Source organism: Burkholderia sp. BCC1208, assembly GCF_902833095.1.
GTDB lineage: Bacteria > Pseudomonadota > Gammaproteobacteria > Burkholderiales > Burkholderiaceae > Burkholderia.
In genome coordinates this window covers 728,944-747,703 of the sequence record NZ_CADFDY010000001.1, presented here as the reverse complement: position 1 = coordinate 747,703, position 18,760 = coordinate 728,944, and the positions used below count along the sequence as shown (strand labels likewise).

At 67.6% G+C, this 18,760-nt stretch carries 16 protein-coding genes and 1 riboswitch; of the genes, 7 read left to right on the top strand and 9 right to left on the bottom strand.

The window, feature by feature from the left end; all coding sequences use genetic code 11:
- Positions 1 to 13: 13 nt before the first annotated feature.
- Together HWX09_RS03365 and thiC are read right to left on the bottom strand one after the other, a co-directional pair.
- Positions 14 to 226: a glycine zipper 2TM domain-containing protein gene (locus tag HWX09_RS03365; protein WP_011545020.1), complete on the bottom strand. Its 213-nt coding sequence runs from the start codon at positions 224 to 226 to the stop codon at positions 14 to 16.
- Positions 227 to 458: 232 nt separating this feature from the next.
- Complete coding sequence (gene thiC / locus HWX09_RS03360; RefSeq protein ID WP_027784016.1) at positions 459 to 2,390, bottom strand: phosphomethylpyrimidine synthase ThiC; 1,932 nt, start codon at positions 2,388 to 2,390, stop codon at positions 459 to 461.
- A gap of 124 nt (positions 2,391 to 2,514) precedes the next feature.
- Positions 2,515 to 2,631: riboswitch (TPP riboswitch) on the bottom strand.
- Between the two features lie 273 nt (positions 2,632 to 2,904).
- Here thiC and HWX09_RS03355 point away from each other — a divergent pair.
- The 5 genes from HWX09_RS03355 to HWX09_RS03335 all read left to right on the top strand — a co-directional run bounded on the left by HWX09_RS03355 (position 2,905) and on the right by HWX09_RS03335 (position 8,369).
- Entirely contained in the window at positions 2,905 to 3,177 is a 273-nt protein-coding gene (locus tag HWX09_RS03355; protein ID WP_027784017.1) for a pentapeptide MXKDX repeat protein, read from the top strand.
- A gap of 76 nt (positions 3,178 to 3,253) precedes the next feature.
- Positions 3,254 to 3,886, top strand: a complete 633-nt coding sequence (locus HWX09_RS03350; protein WP_027784018.1) for a cytochrome b/b6 domain-containing protein — start codon at positions 3,254 to 3,256, stop codon at positions 3,884 to 3,886.
- 29 nt (positions 3,887 to 3,915) lie between these two features.
- Positions 3,916 to 4,704: a molybdopterin-dependent oxidoreductase gene (locus HWX09_RS03345; protein WP_027784019.1), complete on the top strand. Its 789-nt coding sequence runs from the start codon at positions 3,916 to 3,918 to the stop codon at positions 4,702 to 4,704.
- 351 nt (positions 4,705 to 5,055) lie between these two features.
- Complete coding sequence (locus tag HWX09_RS03340; protein WP_230469125.1) at positions 5,056 to 6,879, top strand: RICIN domain-containing protein; 1,824 nt, start codon at positions 5,056 to 5,058, stop codon at positions 6,877 to 6,879.
- A gap of 311 nt (positions 6,880 to 7,190) precedes the next feature.
- On the top strand, positions 7,191 to 8,369 hold the full coding sequence (locus HWX09_RS03335) for an EamA family transporter (RefSeq protein WP_027784021.1): 1,179 nt from the start codon (positions 7,191 to 7,193) through the stop codon (positions 8,367 to 8,369).
- A 21-nt stretch (positions 8,370 to 8,390) separates the two neighbouring features.
- Here the strand turns inward: HWX09_RS03335 and HWX09_RS03330 are convergent, their stop codons facing one another.
- The 7 genes from HWX09_RS03330 to HWX09_RS03300 form a co-directional block, all read right to left on the bottom strand.
- Entirely contained in the window at positions 8,391 to 9,590 is a 1,200-nt protein-coding gene (locus HWX09_RS03330) for an MFS transporter (protein ID WP_027784022.1), read from the bottom strand.
- A 234-nt stretch (positions 9,591 to 9,824) separates the two neighbouring features.
- Positions 9,825 to 10,649 carry a phosphodiesterase gene (locus HWX09_RS03325; RefSeq protein ID WP_027784023.1) on the bottom strand — a complete coding sequence of 275 codons (825 nt, stop codon included), beginning with the start codon at positions 10,647 to 10,649 and terminating at the stop codon, positions 9,825 to 9,827.
- An 84-nt stretch (positions 10,650 to 10,733) separates the two neighbouring features.
- On the bottom strand, positions 10,734 to 11,765 hold the full coding sequence (locus HWX09_RS03320) for an ABC transporter ATP-binding protein (RefSeq protein ID WP_027784024.1): 1,032 nt from the start codon (positions 11,763 to 11,765) through the stop codon (positions 10,734 to 10,736).
- A 13-nt stretch (positions 11,766 to 11,778) separates the two neighbouring features.
- The gene (locus HWX09_RS03315; protein ID WP_027784025.1) at positions 11,779 to 12,675 is read right to left on the bottom strand and encodes an ABC transporter permease subunit; all 897 of its coding nucleotides are present in this window, start codon (positions 12,673 to 12,675) and stop codon (positions 11,779 to 11,781) included.
- 10 nt (positions 12,676 to 12,685) lie between these two features.
- Positions 12,686 to 13,510, bottom strand: a complete 825-nt coding sequence (locus HWX09_RS03310) for an ABC transporter permease (protein ID WP_027784026.1) — start codon at positions 13,508 to 13,510, stop codon at positions 12,686 to 12,688.
- A 17-nt stretch (positions 13,511 to 13,527) separates the two neighbouring features.
- Positions 13,528 to 14,556, bottom strand: a complete 1,029-nt coding sequence (locus tag HWX09_RS03305) for an ABC transporter substrate-binding protein (RefSeq protein WP_027784027.1) — start codon at positions 14,554 to 14,556, stop codon at positions 13,528 to 13,530.
- Between the two features lie 71 nt (positions 14,557 to 14,627).
- Positions 14,628 to 15,653 (bottom strand): substrate-binding domain-containing protein, encoded by a 1,026-nt coding sequence (locus tag HWX09_RS03300; protein WP_027784028.1) that lies wholly within the window; start codon positions 15,651 to 15,653, stop codon positions 14,628 to 14,630.
- 841 nt (positions 15,654 to 16,494) lie between these two features.
- On the opposite strand from HWX09_RS03300, the gene HWX09_RS03295 reads away from it, so the two are divergent.
- Complete coding sequence (locus HWX09_RS03295; protein WP_027784029.1) at positions 16,495 to 17,121, top strand: flavin reductase family protein; 627 nt, start codon at positions 16,495 to 16,497, stop codon at positions 17,119 to 17,121.
- Between the two features lie 404 nt (positions 17,122 to 17,525).
- The gene (locus tag HWX09_RS03290; RefSeq protein ID WP_027784030.1) at positions 17,526 to 18,758 is read left to right on the top strand and encodes a 3-methyl-2-oxobutanoate dehydrogenase (2-methylpropanoyl-transferring) subunit alpha; all 1,233 of its coding nucleotides are present in this window, start codon (positions 17,526 to 17,528) and stop codon (positions 18,756 to 18,758) included.
- Positions 18,759 to 18,760 lie beyond the last annotated feature (2 nt).

Below are 18,760 nucleotides of genomic sequence, written 5' to 3'. Positions count from 1 at the left end.
GATGTCAGACTGCTTACTTGCCGACCTGGTTACCGATGATGCCGCCGGCCGCCGCGCCGCCCAGCGTCGACAGCGCGTTGCCGCCGATCGCCGCGCCGGCGACGCCGCCGACACCCGCACCGATTGCCGTATCGCGCTGGCGCCGCGACATCGAATCGCAGGCCGACAGGCTGGCTACTGTCGCGACGAGCAGAGCGCATACCCCAAAACGCCGAATCGAGTTCATGATCGTTGTCCTTGTGGTAGTGAACGGAAGGCGCGCGACCGGCTGCCGGCCGCGCATATCCCCAATTTACGCGCCGTCCTGCGAGGCTGCTGTAAGGACTTGTTAAGGCTCGCGCGGTTTCGTAATCAATTGTTTCGCATGGGCCCGCGGGCACGCGACATGCGCAAAAAAGCCCGCTCGAAAGCGGGCTGCGTGCATCGCGATGCGAGCCGGTGAGGCTCGCGGCGCGCGCTTACTGACGGTGGTAGATCTCGGCGCCGGTCTTCACGAACTCGACCGCCTTGACCTCCATCCCTTTCTTCAGCGCCTCGGTTTCCGACACGCCCTGCTGGGCCGCGAATTCGCGCACGTCCTGCGTGATCTTCATCGAGCAGAAATGCGGGCCGCACATCGAGCAGAAGTGCGCGACCTTGGCCGAATCCTTCGGCAGCGTCTCGTCGTGGAATTCACGTGCCTTGTCCGGGTCGAGACCGATGTTGAACTGGTCTTCCCAGCGGAACTCGAAACGCGCTTTCGACAGCGCGTTGTCGCGCACCTGCGCGCCGGGGTGACCCTTGGCGAGGTCGGCGGCGTGCGCGGCGAGCTTGTACGTGATGATGCCTTCCTTCACGTCGTCCTTGTTCGGCAGGCCGAGGTGTTCCTTCGGCGTCACGTAGCACAGCATCGCGGTGCCGAACCAGCCGATCATGGCGGCGCCGATGCCCGACGTGATGTGGTCGTAACCCGGCGCGATGTCGGTGGTCAGCGGCCCGAGCGTGTAGAACGGCGCTTCCTTGCACCAGTCGAGCTGCAGATCCATGTTCTCCTTGATCAACTGCATCGGCACGTGGCCGGGGCCTTCGATCATCACCTGCACGTCGTGCTTCCACGCGATCTGCGTGAGTTCGCCGAGCGTCTTCAGTTCGCCGAGCTGCGCTTCGTCGTTCGCGTCGTAGATCGAGCCGGGGCGCAGGCCGTCGCCGAGCGAGAAGCTCACGTCGTACGCCTTCATGATCTCGCAGATGTCTTCGAAGTGTTCGTACAGGAAGCTTTCCTTGTGATGCGCGAGGCACCACTTCGCCATGATCGAGCCGCCGCGCGACACGATGCCCGTCATCCGGTTCGCGGTGAGCGGCACGTACTGCAGGCGCACGCCCGCGTGGATCGTGAAGTAGTCGACGCCTTGCTCGGCCTGTTCGATCAGCGTGTCGCGGAAGATTTCCCAGGTCAGGTCCTCGGCCTTGCCGTTGACCTTTTCGAGCGCCTGGTAGATCGGCACCGTGCCGATCGGCACGGGGCTGTTGCGGATGATCCACTCGCGCGTTTCATGAATGTGCTTGCCGGTCGACAGGTCCATCACCGTGTCGCCGCCCCAGCGGATCGCCCACGTCATCTTGTCGACTTCCTCGCCGATCGACGACGTGACGGCCGAATTGCCGATGTTCGCGTTGATCTTCACGAGGAAGTTGCGGCCGATGATCATCGGCTCGGATTCCGGGTGGTTGATGTTCGCGGGGATGATCGCGCGGCCGCGCGCGATTTCGTCGCGCACGAATTCCGGCGTGATCTCGGCCAGCGCGTTCGCGCCGAAGGCCGCGGCGCCGAACGCCTGGCCCGGATGCTGGCGGCCCATCATCGCGGCGAGCTTCGCGCCGTTCGGGCCGCTCGACTTCAGGCTCTCGATGTACTCGGCGCGGCGCTGGTTCTCGCGGATCGCGATGTATTCCATTTCCGGCGTGATGATGCCCTGACGCGCGTAGTGCATCTGCGTGACGTTCTTGCCGGGCTGCGCGCGGCGCGGGTTGCGGTGCAGGCCCGGGAAACGCAGCTCGGCCGTGGCCGGATCGGCCGCGCGCTCGAGGCCGTACTGGCTCGACAGGCCGGGGAGCACCTCGGTGTCGCCGCGCGCCTCGATCCAGCGCTGGCGCAGCGCGGGCAGGCCCGCGCGGATGTCGATCTTCGCGTCCGGATCGGTGTAGGGGCCCGACGTGTCGTACACATAGATCGGCGGATTCTTCTCGCCGCCGAAGCCGGTCGGCGTGTCGGCCTGCGTGATTTCGCGCATCGGCACGCGAATGTCGGGCTGCGAGCCGGTTACATAAACCTTTCGCGAATTGGGCAGCGGCGCGACGGCAGCGGCGTCGACGTGGGCGTCGGCAGACAGAAACTTCGGATTGGCGTTCATGCAATCTCCTGTGTGAGCGCCGGACAGGCGCGTCGGCGCTTGCCCGGAGCCCTTGACGAATGTGGGGCTCGAGCTAAGCAGGAGACGAGGCTTGGTGAGGCGGCGGATTTCGTCAGAAGGATGGCGGCGAAATCCGTACGCTTCCCTGCGCTGGCATTATCCAGATCAGGTTCAAAGGGTATTTCTCACCCGCAATGCCGGTTGTTTGACCGAACGCATTGCAGGACCCCCGCGTTAGCAAGGGCACACGATACACCGGCTTGGCGGCGGTTTCAACCGGGGGTGAAGCCGATGCCCCCGTGCGGCGGGCGGATCGCCGCCGCCCACGCGCGCGCGGTGCGCCGCAGCAAGCGCTGTCGTCGACCCGCGATGTCGTCCCGAACAGCAGGGGCGAGCAGTGCAGCATTTCCCTCCCTTGTTTCCGCTTCAAAAAAATTTTCGATATCGCTGTCATTTCCGGCGGCGTCCTCCGTCTATTCGGCTCCCAAACCCATGTATGTATCGGAGAAATGTCATGAAAAACGTATTCCTCGCCGCCTGTGTCGCCGCACTTGCCACGATCGCAACGGGCGCCTACGCGCAGAACGACGCAATGTCGAAGGACGGGATGTCGAAGGACGGCATGTCGATGTCGAAGGACGCGATGGGTCACGACGCGATGGCGAAGGACGGCGCGATGAAGAAGGACGGCATGAAGAAGCATGCGATGAAGAAGGACGCGATGGGCCACGACGCGATGAAGAAGGACGACGCGATGAAGAAGGACGCCATGAGCCCGTCGAACTGACGAATGAGTGCGGGGCGCGACCGGCCGGTTACCGGCGCGCCTCGCGTCCCGCCGCATCATCCCGGGAGTGTTCATCATGCAAACGGTTCCTGTCACGGATCGAGCGAGCGTGCCGCCGCCCGCGCCGACGATCCATCCGCGGTGGGTGCGCGCAAGCCACTGGCTTAACGCGCTCGCGGCGGTCCTCATGGCGCTGTCCGGCTGGCGCATCTACGACGCGTCGCCGATCTATCCGTCGTTCACGTTCGCGCACGGCATCACGCTTGGCGGCTGGCTCGGCGGCGCGCTGCAATGGCATTTCGCGGCGATGTGGCTATTGGTCGGCAACGGGCTGTTCTATCTCGCGATGTCGGTCGCGACGGGGCGCTTCGCGCGCAAGATGCTGCCGGTTACGCCGGCGTCCGTATGGCGCGACGTGCGCGCCGCACTGGGCGGGCGGCTGTCGCACGCCGACCTGAGCGTCTACAACGCGGTGCAGCGTGCCGCGTACCTGACCGCGATCGCCGATCTCGTCGTATTGGTGCTGTCGGGCCTCACGATCTGGAAGTCCGTGCAATTTCCGCTGCTGCGCGAGTTGTTCGGCGGTTACGACAACGCGCGCATCGTGCACTTCTGGGCGATGTCGCTGCTGGTCGCATTCGTGGCCGTCCACGTCGCGATGGCGTTGCTGGTGCCGCGCTCGCTGCTCGCAATGCTGCGCGGCCACTGACCCGCGCGTCGCGGGCGAAGGAAATCATCATGTCGGAATCCGAAAAAAACCGCAGCGAGCCGCGCTGGGCGCTCGACCGGAAATCGCTCGAACTCGACGTGCGCCGGGAACTCGAGATGCCGTCGCGGCGGCTCTTCAACCGGCGCATCCTGACGCTGGGCGGCCTGACGATGCTGACCGGCTGCACGCTGCAGGACGATGCGTCGGTCAACACGTTCCTCGAGAAAGTGTCGCGCATGAACGATCGCGTGCAGGCCTGGCTGTTTAGCGGTGAACGGCTCGCGCCGACCTACACCGAAGCCGACATCACGCGGCCGTTTCCGTTCAATGCGTACTACGGGATCGACGACGTGCCGCACGTCGACGAATCGACGTATCGGCTCGTGCTGTCCGGCCGCGTGACGGGCAAGCGCGTGTGGACGCTCGACGAGCTTCGGGCGCTGCCGCACGCGGAACAGATTACGCGGCATATCTGCGTGGAAGGGTGGAGTGCGATCGGCCGCTGGGGCGGCACGCCGTTCGGCGCGTTTCTCGCACGCGCGGGTGCCGATACCGGTGCGAAATACGTCGGCTTCAAATGTGCGGACGATTACTACGAAAGCATCGACATGCCGACCGCGCTGCATCCGCAGACGCTGCTCGCGTTCGACTACGACGGCCGCCGGCTGCCGCCGGAATACGGTTTCCCGATGAAGCTGCGGATGCCGACCAAGCTCGGCTACAAGAACCCGAAGCACATCATGGAAATCTTCGTGACCGATACGTTCCCGGGCGGCTACTGGGTCGATCAGGGCTACAACTGGTTCGGCGGCTCGTGACGCCCGGCGGCTCGCCGTGATATGCGCGACGGGCACGACATGATGCGGCGCGGGTGCGTTGCCGCAGGCATTGGTGCAGTCGCAGGCGTTGCAGGCTTCATGGATTTCGTACTCGTCTCATTGTTAGTGGATCGTGTCGAACCGTAACATCTGTCCAACGGTAGTCGCGCGTTGGCGCGAGGGTGCCGGTGCCGCGCTGCTTGTCGCGGCATGCATCGACGGATCCGCTTCGGGGATGCAGCGAGAACCATCCTGTTCCTATGTTCTACGAATTGAAGGCCGGGCGCTGGCCCGGCTGGATGCTTCGTTCGCGGATCTCCTTCTCAATTTAATTCGTGATGAAGCATCGATATGAATCTTGTCGTGTTACGGCGTGGTGCGTCGTGGGGCGCGCTCTGCGTGCTTGCAGGGCTGACGTTGTCGGCTTGCGGAGGGGGTGATTCCGAAAGCCCCGTTGTCGCTTTGCAGGAGCAGGAAGTCAAGCCGCCGGCGGAGGTCGTGGCCGACGGTGCGGCGATATCGGATGAACCGGGCGCGCCGCTCGATCCGTCGTATCCGCAGCCGCCCATTGCGCCCGAGATCGGCGTGCCGTTGCCTCCTCCGCCCGGTGCGATCGAACCCCCGCCGTCGCCCGCTCCGCCCGGGACGATCGAACCGCCGCCGCCGTCGCCCGCTCCGCCCGAGGGGACCGGGCCGGCGCCGTCGCCTGAACCGCCCGCGCCGGCACCTGAGCCGCCCATCGCACTCGACACGGGCTTTGCGATCAGGAATCTGGCCATGGGCGACAATCGTTGCCTGGCGATGTCGACCAGCAACGGTACATACGTCGGTTTCCAGTCCTGCAAGGGCACGGACGAGCAGCGCTGGCGCATGGTGCGCGCCACGAGCAGCTATTTCCAGGTGAAAAACGTGCTGGCCGACGCGCAAGGCCGGGACGTCTGCCTGCGCGCGGCTCCGTGGAGCCAGGGGCCCGTCAACCTGTCGCCGTGCGGCGGTAACGATTATCCGACGACGCGGCTATGGCGGGCCAACGTCGACCAGAGTGGCGCTTTCACGATGCAGAACAAGCACTGGGTGGATATCAGCGGCGGCGCAACGCTGCAAGCGATGAACGGCACCGTCGCGATGTTGCCGGCCGTCGAGCAGCCCGTCGCGCGCTGGACCTATGACGGCGAACTGCCGTCGCCGATACGCATCGTGACGGGGGAGCACCGGGTACTGCTGCTGTCCGCGCATTTCACCGGCCAGCAAGCGAATCCCGCCGAACCGGCGCGCAAGGCGGTCTTCGGTGACGGCGACGATTTCGCATCGCTCGCGCACTACGTCAAACTGGCGTCGCACGGCAAGCTGACGTTGAGCGGCACGATGCTGGCCAACGTCGATCTCGGTGCGTTCCCGGCCGGTTGCCAGTCGGGCGCCATCCTCGCTCAGGCGAGGGCCGCCGCGCTGGCGCGAGGTGTCGATTCCGCCGAGTACGATTATTTGTTCGTCGATTATCCGCGCTCGAGCGAATGCAAATTCGCGGGGCTCGCGGCCCGGCCCGGGCAATGGATTCTGTCGAACGGCTCCGGGCACGCATACTGGATGTGGACGCACGAATTCGGCCACGGGCTCGGCGCCGGGCATCCTGATTCGCTGCAGAACTGTCCGACGGAGGGCGGTGCGGTGATGCTCGGCGACGGCTGCGCGAAGGGGGGCACCGACGACCCGACCGACACGGTGGGCGGCGGCGGGCGGCGCATGTATCCCGTCGATTATCAGCTGTTTGCAGGATGGCTCGACGAAGGGGATGTGCCGCTGCTCTCCAAGCCGGGTACGTATCGCCTCGCGCCGCTGTGGAGCGCGCTGCCGGGTAAGCAGGGCTATCGTCTGCCGCGCTCGGACGGTTCCGTCCTGCTGCTCGAATTCCGCCGGCCGGCGGGCGCGAAGGGCACGTTCGAGGACTGGCCCGACACGTCGCCGTTCGTCAACGGCGTGACAGTGCGGATCGTCCGCTATCCGGGCGGCGCCATTCAGAACACGCTCGTCGACGCGACACCGGGCAGCAAGGACGGCATGAAGGACGCGCCGCTGATGCCGGGCAAGTCGCTCGTCGATACGTTGTCCGAGAGACGCATCACCGTGCTGTCGGCCGACGAAAGCGGCGCGGTGGTCCGCATCGATCCGGCCCCCTGAAGCGACCCGGGCCGCTCGTTGAAGGTGACACATCGAGTGTCGCGCCGAAACATCAGTCGATATGCTTTCAGACATGTCCGGCGATGCTTTCGAATCCTTGATGCCATAATGCCGAGCGTGTGCAGCCGAAGCGGTTGCGCACGTTTTTTTTGCCCCTTTGCCGCCGCTCGCCGGTTCTCTTTCGTCGCCGTTCGCACTGCCATGTCGTTCCGCACGTTCGCTCTGCCTTCCCGGTCCCGTCAGGGCCGTTTGCCGGCATCGCCGGCGTTTTTCAGCGGAGCACGCGGCGTGACGTGCGGGCGGGTCGCGCGATGACGCCGCTCGACCGACTCCTCGATTTCCTCGCCCGCCTTTCGTTCCGGATCCGCCTGCCGCAAAGCCGCGGCGGGCGCGTGGCGCTCGCGCTCGTCTTCATCTATTTCGTCTGGGGCTCGACCTACAGCGGGCTGCATTTCGCGCTGCAGTCGTTCCCGCCGCTGCTGCTGTCGGGGCTGCGCAACCTGCTCGGCGGGGTCGGCCTGTTCATCTTCGCGCTGCGGCGCAAGCCCGAATGGCCGACGCTGCTGGAAATCCGCAACTCGGCGATCGTCGGCACGATGCTCGTCGCGTTGTCGTCCGGCACGATCGCGCTCGGCATGCGCACGGTCAGCAGCGGTTCGGCCGCGGTGATGGTGGCCACGGTGCCGTTGTTCGCGACCGTGATCGCGGCGGTCGCCGGGCGGCCGGTGACGAAGGGCGAATGGGCGGCCGTCGCGCTCGGGATGGTCGGCATCGTCGTGCTGAATTCGGGCGGCGCGGCCGCGGCGAACTCGGCGCTCGGCACCATCTGCGTGCTGGCCGGCGCACTGTTCTGGGCGGGCGGCGCGCATCTCGCGACGCGGCTCAAGCTGCCGTCCGACCTGTTTCTGTCGACGTCGCTGCAGATCGGCCTCGGCGGCCTGATGTCGACGATCGTCGCGTGGCTGCTCGGCGAACGCGTCGAACAACTGGCCGTCGGGCCCGTGTTCGCGTTCGTGTACCTGATGGTGTTCTGCACGATGGCCGCGTACGTTGCGTACGGCTACCTGATCCGCCACACGAGCCCGATCATCGCGAGCAGTTGCATGTACGTGAATCCGATCGTCGCGGTCGCGCTCGGCGCGTTGCTGCTGGGCGAACCGGTGACGATGGCGACCGTGGTCGCGACGGTCGCGATCCTCGGCAGCGTCGGGTTGTCGTTCGTGTTCGATCCGGCGCGCCGGCCCGCGGCGGCAGCCACGGCCAGCAGTGCTTCGGCCGTCGCGGCCGGGCAGGCGGTCGCGGCGGACGCTTCCGCCGTCGCGGAGCAGATCGCCACGCCGGATGCGGCGCCGATCCTCGCGCCTTCCGCTGTCCCGCTCGCGGTGCCGACGCCCGCGGCGGTGATGGATCCCGGCGCGGTGATCGACCCGGCTCCGGCGTTCGCGCCGCCGCCCGCCGCCGAGCCGGCCGCCTCGCGCACCGACGCGTGACGCCGCGGTGGCCGGTCGCGCTCAGCCGCGCCGGCCGCCGCGATGGTGGAACCAGCCGGCGAGCGCGGTAAACAGCAGGCCGGCCGCGCACATGCCGGTCCAGCCGAACGCGCGCCATGCGGCGACGCCGGCCGACGAGCCGAGCGCGCCGCCGATGAAATAGCACACCATGTACACCGTGTTGACGCGGCTGCGCGCGTCGGGCTTCAGCGCATAGATGCGCGACTGGTTCGAGATCTGCGCGGCCTGTACGCCCACGTCGAGCACGATCACGCCGATCACGAGCCCGACGAGGCTCGAACCCGACAGCGCGAAGATCACGAACGACAGCGCAAGCAGCGCGATCGCGAGCGAGATGATCGCGCGCGGGCCGCGTTGGTCCGCGAAGCGGCCCGCATACGGCGCGGCGAGCGCGCCTGCGGCCCCGACGATCCCGAACAGGCCGGCTGCCTGCGGGCCGAGATGGAACGGCGCGCCCGCGAGCAGCAGCGTGAGCACCGGCCAGAACGCGCTGAACGCCGCGAACAACGCGGCGCCCGTCAGCGACGCCTCGCGCAGCCCGCGCAGTTCGACGGCCAGGTGCCACATCGATCCGAGCAGCTTCCCGTACGACAGCGTCGACGTCGGCGAGCTGCGCGGCAGCCGCAGCACGATCACGACGGCGAGCGCGACGAGCGCCGCGACCGATGCGGCGAACACCGCGCGCCAGCCGAAATACTCGGCGACGAAGCCGGCGGCGGTACGCGCGAGCAGGATGCCGAGCAGCAGGCCGCTCATCACGGTGCCGACCGCGTGGCCGCGTTCGGCCGGCGGCGCGATTTCGGCGGCGAACGGCACGGCCTGCTGCGCGATGGTCGCGAGGATGCCGATCGCGAGGCTCGCGGCCGCGAGCACGGCCAGCGACGGCGCGGCGGCCGCCACGATCAGCGCGATCGACAGCCCCGCGATCTGCAGCAGGATCAGCCCGCGGCGATCGAAGCGGTCGCCGAGCGGCGCGAGCAGGAACATGCCGGCCGCATAGCCGAGCTGCGTCGCGGTCGGTACCGCGCCGATCCACGATGCGCCGTCCGGAAAGGCCGAGCGGAAGCTGTCGAGCAGCGGCTGGTTGTAGTAGATGTTCGCGACCGACACGCCCGCGATCGTCGCGAGCAGCAACAGCAGGCTGCGCGAGTAGTGGGGCGAGGCGGCATCGGTCGGACGGTCGGTGGAGGTGGTGGACATGACGGCAGGCACGGAGTGGGGCGGCGCGGCAGGCGGCGCACGCGTCGGGTGCGCCGGCGGGCCGGGCGCCGGTCGAGGCTGCCGATCATACCGGAGCGACGTGAATCCTGCCGGCGGCAACCCGGCAACCCGGCAACCCGGCAACCCGGCAACCCGGCAACCCGGCAACCCGGCAACCCGGCAACCCGGCACAAGGGGCCGGCCGCGGCCCGTCACGGCACGCGCTTCACGCCGTCAGCCGACCAGCTCGCCGGTCGGCTCATAGAACGGATACGGCCCCGCCCCTTCGTCCACATAGACGTGATGCGACGTCATCCCCGTATCGGGCGCATGACGATGGACCGCGAACGCCGGCGGTTCGAGCCGGAATGCGGATGGCGCATCGTCCCGCAGGTCGAATGCGACCTGGTGCGCGGGCGACGGCACCGCGCACGCGAGCGTGCCGCCGAAGCGCGTGAACATCGTGCGGTGCACGTGGCCGCACAGCACGCGCTCGACGTTCGGATGACCGCGCAGCAGCGCATCGAGGTTCGCGGCGGCGGCGGGCGCGAGACGCAGCCTGTCCATGTGGCCGATGCCCGACGCGAACGGCGGGTGATGCAGCGCGACGATCACCGGGCGGTCGCGCGCGGCGTCGAGCTGCGCGGCGAGCCACGCGAGCCGCGCGTCGCACAGGTCGCCGTGGCTCGCGCCCGGCACTTGCGAATCGAGCGCGAGCACGCGCACCGCGCCGACGTCGAGCGCGTACTGCACGAATTCGCCGTCCTGCAGCTCGGCGCGATCGGCGAACGCGCGGCGCAATCCGGCGCGGTCGTCGTGATTGCCGATCATCAGGTAGTACGGAATCTCGAGCGCCGCGAGCAGCCCGCGCAGGTTGCCGTACTCTTCGTCGTGGCCGAAGTCGGTCAGATCGCCCGTGACGAGCACGGCGTCGGGGCGCGGCACGAGTGCGTTCAGCTTCGCGACGCAGCGGGCGAGTGCGGCCGCCGTGTCGACGCGCCGGTACGCGAGCTGGCCCGGGCGCTTGATGTGGAGATCGCTGATTTGAGCAAGCAGCATCGTCGTTCCTCGGAATCGTCTGGTTGTTGTCCCGGCGGCGTGCGCCGCCGTGGGGTGCTGCGTGAATGATGCCCGATCGACGCCTTACGCGCCGAGCGCGATCAGGCCTTCCGGCGCGATCGTGAGGCCGACCGCCGTACCGCGTGCGAGCGCGATGCGGCCCGGCACGTCGATCACCAGCGCGTCGGGTGCCGCATGCTCGATCGTGAGCCGCGTGCGCTCGCCGAGGAATGCGCACGCGCCGACCGCGCCGCGCAGCGGCGCATGCGCGGGATCGGCGAGCTGCGCGTCCTCGGGGCGGAAGAACCATTCGTCGGCCGCATGCGGCGTGACGATCGCTCCGCCCGTCGTCGCAAGCGCGCCGTCGCGCCACTGGCCGGCCAGCCGGTTCAGCGTGCCGATGAATTGCGCGACCGTCCGGTTCGCGGGGTGGTAGTAGATCTCGCGCGGCGTGCCGATCTGCTCGATGCGGCCCGCGCCCATCACGACGATCCGGTCGCCGAGCTCCATCGCTTCCGCCTGGTCGTGCGTCACGTAGACGGTCGTCACGCCGAGCGTGCGCAGCAGCGTGTTCATGTCGCGGCGCAGCACGTCGCGCAGCTTCGCGTCGAGCGCGGTCAGCGGTTCGTCGAGCAGCAGCACGCGCGGCCGCACCGCGAGCGCGCGCGCCAGCGCGACGCGCTGACGCTGGCCGCCCGACAGTTGATCGACCGGTTTGTCCGCATGCGCATCGAGCCGCATCATCGCGAGCAGCTCGTCGACGCGTTCGCGCAACGCGCGCGGTTCGGTCTTGCGGATCTTCAGCCCGTAGCCGACGTTGCCGCGCACCGTCAGGTTCGGAAACAGTGCGTAGTTCTGGAACACCATGCCGACTTGCCGGCGCTCGATCGGAAGCGGGGTGACGTCGTCGTTGCCGAACGCGATCCTGCCGCCGGCGTCCGGCGTGTCGAGGCCCGCGATCAGGCGCAGCGTGGTCGTCTTGCCGCAGCCCGACGGTCCGAGCAGCACGAGCGTTTCGCCGGCGCCGATCGACAGATCGAGCGGTTCGAGCACACGTGTGCCGCGGAACGTCTTCGCGCAGCCGGTCAGGGTGATGGGGGTGGAATCGAGTTTCATGTCTGCAAGAGAGTCAGCGCGGGCGCTTCTTCAGCGCGCGCGTACCGGACGGATCGACGCCGAGCCACTGCATCGCGACGAGCAGCGGCAGCGTCATCAGCAGGAACAGGATCGTGTATGCGCTGCCGACTTCGAGGCGCAGCGACGCATACGTATCGGCGAGCCCGACCGGCAGCGTCTTGGTGTCGGGCGTGTGCAGCATCCACGTGAGATTGAATTCGCCGATCGACAGCGTGAGCACCGCGAGCGCGCCGGCAACGATCCCGGGCCGCAGGTTCGGCAGCACGATTGTGACGAAACGCGTGACGAACGACGCACCGAGGCTCGCCGCGCCTTCCTCGAGCGTGCGCAGGTCGGCGCCGGCCGCGACGGCCGCCACCGCGCGCACCATGAACGGCAGCGTGAACACGACGTGGCCGACGACGATGAACCACAGGCTCATCCGGAACGCGGTGAAGCCGCCGTACACGACCAGCAGAGCGAGCGCCGAAGCCAGCCCCGGCAGCGCGACCGGCAGCACGAGCGCTTCCTCGATCGCACGCGCGATGCGGCTCTTGCTGCGCGCGAGCGCATAGCCGGCCGGCACGCCGACGGCGAGCACGATCGCGAGCGTCGCGAACGCGACGTAGAGCGACAGCGCGACCGAGCCGTGATACTGCTGCCACACCTGTTCGAGCCAGCGCAGCGTGAGGCCGCTCGACAGGCCGCGGAAATAGTTGACGGTCAGCCCCGCGAGCACCGACATCACGACGGGCACGATCAGGAACGCGCACAGCAGCAGCGTGACGCCCCATTGCAGCGCGGCGATCGCACGCGCACCGGCTGCGCGCGGCGCATGCCGCGCGGCGCGGGCCGTTTGCAAGGGAGCCGGGGTCGGCGACGGCGCGGAAGAGCCGGAAAGCGATTGCATGCTGGAATCCTCAGGCCGCGGCAGCGGCGGTGTGGCCGGTGAAGCGGCGCGCGAGCGCGAGCACGGCCCAGGTGACGATGCCGAGCACGATCGACAGGCCGGCCGCCGTCGCGATGTTCGCGTTCAGCGTGAATTCGGTATAGATCGTCATCGGCAGCACGTTCAGATCGGTGGCGAGCGTGAACGCGGTGCCGAACGCGCCCATCGCGGTCGCGAAGCAGATCGCGCCGGCCGCGATCAGGCCCGGCGCGAGCGCGGGCAGCACGATGTCGACGAAGATGCGCCACGGCGACGCGCCGAGCGAACGCGCGGCTTCCTCGAGCGACGCGTCGAGCTTCGACGCGGCCGCGATCACGGTGACGATCACGCGCGGAATCGAGAAGTACAGGTAGCCGACGAACAGGCCCGTCACCGAATAGGCGAAGACCCACTTGTCGCCGGTGAGCTTCGTCGACAGCATGCCGATCAGCCCCTGGCGCCCCGCGAGCATGATCACCATGAAGCCGACGACGACGCCCGGGAACGCGAGCGGAAACGTGAGCAGCGCGAGCAGCACGCGCTTGCCGGCGAATTCGCGGCGCGCGAGCAGCAGGCCGGAAATGGTCGACAGTGCGAGCGTCGCGAGCGTGACGCCCGCGGACAGCGCAACCGTCTCGCCGAGGCTTTTCATGTAACGCGCGTTGCCGAGCAGCGCCGCGTAGTGCGGGAAGAAGGCGCCGTCGGCGGACACCTGCACGAGCGCCGCCATCGGCAGCAGCCAGAACGCGGCGAATACCGCCAGCGCCGGCGCGACGAGCGCGACGCGCCAGCGCAGCGGAAAAGTCAGGTCGAGCATCGGTGGCGTCCCGCGGCTTACTGCATGACCTGCAGGTATTGCTGGCCGAAGGCCTGCTGGCCGGCTGCCATCTTGCCGAAGTCGACCGACTTCGCCCGCGCGTATTCGCTCGCCGGCAGGAACTTCGCGGCGACGTCGGCGCCGAGCGCCTGCGCGCGCACCGGGCGCAGGTATGCGTTGGCCCACAGCTTCTGGCCTTCGTCCGACAGCACGAAGTCGAGCACCTTCTTGCCGTTCGCGTCGTGCGGCGCGCCCTTCACGAGGCTCATCACGTACGGCACCGCGATCGTGCCTTCCTTCGGAATCACGAACTCGACGTTCGCGTTGTCCTTGTATTTCGCGCGATACGCATCGAAGTCGTAGTCGAGCAGGATCGGAATCTCGCCGGACAGCACGCGTGCATACGCGGTCTGCTTCGGTACGATCGGTGCGTTCGCCTTCAGCTTATGGAACCAGTCGAGCGCCGGCTTGAAGTTGTCGAGGCTGCCGCCGAGCGCCTGGTTGACGGCGACCGCGCCCGCGTAGCCGACGAACGCGCTCGACGGATCGAGATAGCCGACCATGCCCTTGTATTCGGGCTTCAGCAGATCGGCCCACGAACGCGGCACCGGCTTGCCGTCGAGTGCGTCCTTGTTCACGAAGAAGCCGAGCGTGCCCGAGTGAATCGCGAACCAGTAGCCTTGCGGGTCCTTCAGGTTCGCGGGGATGTCGTTCCAGTGCGCGGGCTTGTACGGCGCGATCACGCCCTTGTCCTTCGCCTGGAACGCCGACGACACGCCGAGGTAGACGACGTCGGCGACCGGGCTCTTCTGCTCGGCGATCAACTGCGCGATCGACTGGCCCGAGTTCTTGTTGTCGAACGGCACGCGGATGCCGGTCTTCTGCTTGATCGCCGCGATCTGCGCGGCCCAGTCGGCCCATTCGGGCGGGCAGTTGTAGCAGATCGCCGTTTCGTCGGCGTGGGCCGCGGGGGTGGCGGCGACGAGCGCGGCGCAGGCGAGCGGCGCGGCAAGCGCGCGCAGCAGCGAGGTCAGGCGAAAGGACACGGTGAGTCTCCGGGCGAGTGGGTGTAGCGCTGGGGTGGTGTGGTATCGGTGTGCGTGGCGGCGGCCTGCGATCACGCGTTGCGCAAGTGCAGCTCGACGGCCGGCGCCGCAACCGTCGCGCCGTCGCGCACCGCATGCGGCAGGATCATCGAGGTACGGTCGATCGTCGCGCCGCCGATGGATTCGACGAGACGCTGCCATGCGTGGCGGCCGATATCGCGGTTCGGTGTCGCGACGCTCGCGAGCGGCGGCGCGAGCAGCTCGCCGATCGCGATCCCGTCGAAGCCGAGCACCGACAGGTCGTCGGGAATCGAGAAACCCGCGCGGCGCAGGCCGCGCATCACGACCATCGCGAGCAGGTCGTTGCTGCAGAAGAGGGCGGTCGGACGCGTGGCGTGCGCGGTGAGGTGCGCGAGCACCGCATCGGGCAGCTCGGGCGCGTTGAAGTCGACTTCGACGGGCGGCAGCGGCGCCACGCCGATTTCCTCGAGTGCCTGTGCATAACCGAGATGACGCTGGCGCGCGCGATCCGACGCCGCGAGCGAACCGGCCAGCATCAGCACGCGGCGATGACCGTGCGCGGTCAGCAGCTGCACGCCGTCATAGGCGGCGCGGCGGTTGTCGACCGACACCGATGGACGGCGCTGCGTGTCGTTGTGCATCAGCACGTAATGAGGACCGTCGCGGTCGAGCATGTCGAGCAGCGGATGCGTATCCGCATCGGCGACGGTGAGGATCAGCCCTTCGACGCGCTGCTCGCGCAGCGTTTCGATCGCATGACGCTCGCGCGCCGCGTCGTATTCGGTCGTCATCAGGATCAGCTTGAAACCGGCCGCGGTCGCGAGCGCGTCGATGCCTTGCAGGCAGTCGGCGAACACCGGGTTCGACAGCGTCGGCACGACGACGCCGACGAGCCGCGTGCGCTCGCCGCGCAGTTGCCGGCCGAGCGGGCTCGGGCGGAACTGCAGCGTATCGATTGCGGTGCGGATCGTCTGCAGCGTGGCGGGGCTGACGGTATGCGGCGCGTTGATCGCACGCGAAACGGTGGCGATCGAGAAGCCCGCGAGGGCGGCGACGTCCTTGATGGTCGATGTCATGAAGTCATGCGATGTAAACGTTTTCGGCCGGGGAATTATCGAAAACGTTTGTGACTTCGCGATGACGCACGCGACGCTTGTTTCGCGAAAAGCACGACACAAACGTCAGACGGTTGAGGCTGTCGGACGGCGCGCGGTCGATTGTATCGGGGGAGGGGGCGGCGCGGGACGAAATCGTCGGCCGTGTCGTATCGGTGTCGAATGCGCGGCAGGAAGCGGTGCGATGACGGTCGCTCGGCCCGGCGGAATAGGGGAACGCATGCGCCAAGCAATGGTAGAATCGCGTCCGCCCTCTTGCCGGGGTGATGAAATTGGTAAACATAGCGGACTTAGACGATTGAGTGCCCGGCCGGAAACGGTCGGTGCAGAACCCTTCAAATTCGGCGAAACCCCTGATGTGTGCACATCGAGGCAACGCCGAGCCAAGCCTCGCGGCACCCGCGAGGAAGGTGTAGAGACTAGACGGGGGGCGCCTAAGGCACACGGGCAGCGGTCACGCCCGCGCGCGACGGTGAAGGCATAGTCCAGCGCACGAACGGTTCGCGCACGCGACGCCGGCTTTGAAAGAAGCAGTGTGACGAAAATCCGCCGCCTTAACTGGCTTGCCGGTTCGAGCCCGGTCCCCGGCACCATCGATTGCGTTGACGCGATTCGACGAAGGTGTAAAAAACCCGCGAGAACTGCAGCGCTCGCGGGTTTTTTGTTTGGCGCACGCACATGCAGCGGCACGCCAGCGCGGTTCGCGATGCGCGTCACTGCGACGAAAACGACGCCATGTGATACTTGGCATGCGTCTTACCGACGAATTCCAACGCAGTTCGCCTCTCGCAAGCCCCCCGTCATGACCGACTCGACCCATCACTATTACGAACCGTCGCAAGGCCACGGCCTGCCGCACGATCCGCTGAACGCGATCGTGGGCCCGCGCCCGATCGGCTGGATTTCATCCCGCGGCAGCGACGGCACGCTCAACCTCGCACCGTACAGCTTCTTCAACGCGTTCAACTATCGCCCGCCGATCATCGGCTTTTCGAGCACCACCGCGAAGGACAGCGTGCGCAACGTGCAGGAGACCGGCGAGTTCGTGTGGAACCTCGCGACGCGCGATCTCGCCGAGCGGATGAACCAGACCTGCGCCGCCGTGCCGTACGACGTGAACGAATTCGAACTCGGCGGCTTGACCGCGGCGCCGTCGCGCCTCGTCGATGTGCCGCGCGTCGCGGAAAGCGGCGTGAACTTCGAATGCAGGGTGACCGACGTGATCCGGCTGCGCGATCATCGCGGCACCGAGACGCCGGCCACGCTGGTGCTGGGCGAGGTCGTTGCCGTCCATATCCGCCATGACCTGCTGAAGGACGGCATTTTCGACACGTTCGGCGCGGGCATCATTCTTCGCGCGGGCGGCCCGTCGGCCTACGTGCACGTGAAGCCCGACAGCCGCTTCGACCTGTTCCGTCCAGACGCGTGATCGATCGCGCGTTGCAGTAAGTCGCAATCGGGCGCACGCGCGCCCGAACCCGAAAGACCCCGTGGAAATCCAGGATTTCACGGGGTCTTTTGCTTCGTACCCTCACATGATCGGGACGCGCCGATCCATCCTTCCCGACGCTCGATCGCCGCTGACTGGCGACCCTGCACCGCAGCAAACCCGGGCCGCGCCGGCTCCGCCGGCCGTACCTCGCGCGCCGCCGCGATTCGCCATGGCAAATCTGCTCACCACGAACGAGCGGCTTGGGCATCGACGCGCGCCGCTGCAAGGCATAGATTTCCAAGGTTGACGTGCTTATCCGCGCGTCAGCTCGCGCGCACGCCGGCAACCGGCCCGCGCGTTCCCAAACAGCGTGAGACACAATCGAGCGTGGAGACGACACGATGAGCCTGTCAGAGCCATTGCGTCTGCATGTGCCGGAGCCCACCGGGCGCCCGGGCTGCAAGACGGACTTTTCCTATCTGCATCTATCGCCGGCCGGCGCGGTCCGCCGCCCGCCGATCGACGTTGCCGCGGCGGACACCGCCGATCTCGCCCGCAGCCTCGTGCGCGTGCTCGACGACAGCGGCAGGGCCGTCGGCCCGTGGGCGCCCGATCTCGACGATGCGCGGCTGATCGCCGGGCTGCGCGCGATGCTCAAGACCCGCATTTTCGACGCACGCATGATGATCGCGCAGCGCCAGAAGAAAATCTCCTTCTACATGTTGAGCCTCGGCGAAGAGGCGATCGGCACCGCGCACGCGATGGCGCTGCGCGACGGCGACATGTGCTTTCCGACCTACCGGCAACAGAGCATCCTGATCGCACGCGACGTGTCGCTCGAGCGGATGATCTGCCAGCTGATGTCGAACGAAGGCGATCCGCTCAAGGGCCGCCAGCTCCCGGTGATGTACTCGGATCGCGAGGCGGGCTTCTTCTCCATTTCCGGCAACCTCGCGACGCAGTTCATCCAGGCGGTCGGCTGGGCGATGGCGTCGGCGATCAAGGGCGACACGAAGATCGCGTCCGCGTGGATCGGCGACGGCGCGACGGCCGAAGCCGATTTCCACACCGCGCTCACGTTCGCGCACGTGTACCGCGCGCCGGTCGTGCTGAACGTCGTCAACAACCAGTGGGCGATCTCGACGTTCCAGGCGATCGCGGGCGGCGAGGGCACGACCTTCGCCGGTCGCGGCGTCGGCTGCGGGATCGCGTCGCTGCGCGTCGACGGCAACGACTTCCTCGCGATCTACGCGGCATCGAGCTGGGCGGCCGAACGCGCGCGCCGCAATCTCGGCCCGACGCTGATCGAGTGGGTGACCTACCGCGCGGGCGCGCATTCGACGTCGGACGATCCGACCAAGTACCGGCCGAGCGACGACTGGTCCCATTTCCCGCTCGGCGATCCGATCGAGCGTTTCAAGCGCCACCTCATCGTGAAGGGCATCTGGTCGGACAGCGCGCAAGACGCGTTGACGGCCGAGCTCGAGGCCGAGGTGGTCGCCGCGCAGAAGGAAGCGGAGAAGTACGGAACGCTGGCCGACGACCGGATTCCGTCGCCGGCCTCGATGTTCGACGACGTGTACAAGGAGCTGCCCGCGCACCTGCGCCGTCAGCGCCAGGAACTGGGAGCGTGATC